Below are 1,642 nucleotides of genomic sequence, written 5' to 3' on the forward strand. Positions count from 1 at the left end.
CGCCCGCTGAGCAGGGCCCGTCGAGTGGGTCGGTGAGGCCGCCCGCGTTCGCCTCGTGTCCAGCGCCTCTGTACCCGCAAGGACAGCGGACTGCGAGTCTGCTGCACCGGCCTGTTGCCCATGGAGCAGATCACCAGCACCGTCCTGGCCAACCATCCCGAGCTGTTCAACACCGACGCCTACGCCGCACTTGCCGCCCAGCACGGCCCCATCGAATGGCACGAAGGCGTCAGCGCACGCATGCCCAACCCCGACGAACGAGCAGCACTCAACGTCCCCGAGAGCGTCCCCCTGCTCGTCTCCCAGCGCATCACCCGCACCCAGGCCGACGCCCGCCCCCCATGCTCGAAACCCTCACCATGACCGCCAACGCCACACAGCTGACAATCACCCACCGGCCTGTCGCGCGATAGGCTCGCCACCGGGTCGGTCTCCAGCATGCTGCCCGGTGGCGAGCCGCCTGCATCTCTACCGTGCAGCGGTGGTTCTCCATCGGCAAAGAGACAGCCCTGCCTCACTCATCAGAGGACCAGTAGGAGGAGCAGGCACCCGACCCCAATCACGAGCAGGCCGACGGACACCAGCCTGCCCGCATCACGTGTCTCTTCTCGGTCGGCTTCAGGCAACTTGGGCAACGAATGCTCTCCCCTTCCCGCACGGGATGGGATGGTGCCATAAGAGGGCGGAAACTGTGGCACCGACAACCATCTACCGCTCGGATGCTGCTCCTCCAACTTCCCGCTGTCATAGCTGCGCCAAGTGCGACCGTCAGCGTCAGTGAACTCGATGTGGAGTTCGCCAAAAGCCACGTTCGAGCTAGCCACGGGCAGAGTGGCCCGGACAGACCAGTCCTGGTTCGGCGAGTCGTCCCCGCCGGCTTGTCCGATACCTCGCAGGCCAAGACCGTCGCCGCCCGGAGTCACATCAGTACCGCGATAGAAGATCCGCAGGTCGTCAACGGACCGGCGACCCCCGTTACGGACCTCGACCTCCGCCTGTGCCCCCCAATAGTCCACGTCGATCGTCAACGCGCTCGTAGCATCGGTGACGTTGTCCCTGCCTCTCCATGCGATCCACGCCGCCTGATCCGCTATGACTCTCCTTCGCTGCGCTTCCTCCGCTTCCCTCCTAGCTGCGGCTTGGAGGCGCAGTTCCTCCCTTGCCGCTTCCCGTTCCTCCCTCGCGGCCTCCCGAGCCTCCGCTGCGGCGAAGGCCCGACCCTCCCGGCGCCAGGTTGCGATCGACGTGGCGATGCCTGAGAGCGTGCTGATGATGCCGACGACGGCCACTACGGTCTCCATCACCCACACATCATGATTAGTCGTTAACTCGGCTGTCCAGCAGGGGGTTGGCAGCCTCAGCCTCTGCTTGGCGGGCTAAGAACTGTGATTATCGGCGCTCGAAAACGTTCTTCTGCCCGGCCGGATGGCGCGACGCAGAGGAGCCCAGCGTCTACCGCGTCCGGCTCGAAGCCAGCGCCGCCGCCACCCTCGGCACCGAGGAAGGCGAGGCCGCCTTCCTCGTCCAGCGCCTCTACACCCACCAGGACAGCGGACTACGAGCCCGATACACCGGCCTGCTGCCCATGGAACAGATCGCCAGCACCGTCCTGGCCAAGCACCCCGAACTCTTCAACACCGAC

General features: G+C 65.8%; 2 protein-coding genes and 1 pseudogene. 2 read left to right on the forward strand and 1 reads right to left on the reverse strand.

What is annotated here, in order from left to right:
- The first annotated feature begins 120 nt into the window (after positions 1-120).
- Positions 121-363, forward strand: a complete 243-nt coding sequence (locus BI06_RS01515; protein ID WP_043464250.1) for a UTRA domain-containing protein — start codon at positions 121-123, stop codon at positions 361-363.
- 158 nt (positions 364-521) lie between these two features.
- Here BI06_RS01515 and BI06_RS01520 read toward each other — a convergent pair whose 3' ends face one another.
- Positions 522-1,304: a hypothetical protein gene (locus BI06_RS01520; RefSeq protein ID WP_149030230.1), complete on the reverse strand. Its 783-nt coding sequence runs from the start codon at positions 1,302-1,304 to the stop codon at positions 522-524.
- Positions 1,305-1,348: 44 nt separating this feature from the next.
- Here BI06_RS01520 and BI06_RS50175 point away from each other — a divergent pair.
- Positions 1,349-1,642, forward strand: a pseudogene (locus BI06_RS50175) (hypothetical protein); the annotation flags it as partial.

The organism is Kitasatospora sp. MBT66, assembly GCF_000710405.2.
GTDB classification, from domain to species: Bacteria; Actinomycetota; Actinomycetes; order Streptomycetales; family Streptomycetaceae; genus Kitasatospora; species Kitasatospora purpeofusca.

Coding starts and splice junctions, on each gene's coding strand:
- BI06_RS01515 (WP_043464250.1), top strand. CDS start 121: ATGGAGCAGATCACCAGCACCGTCCTGGCCAACCATCCCGAGCTGTTC.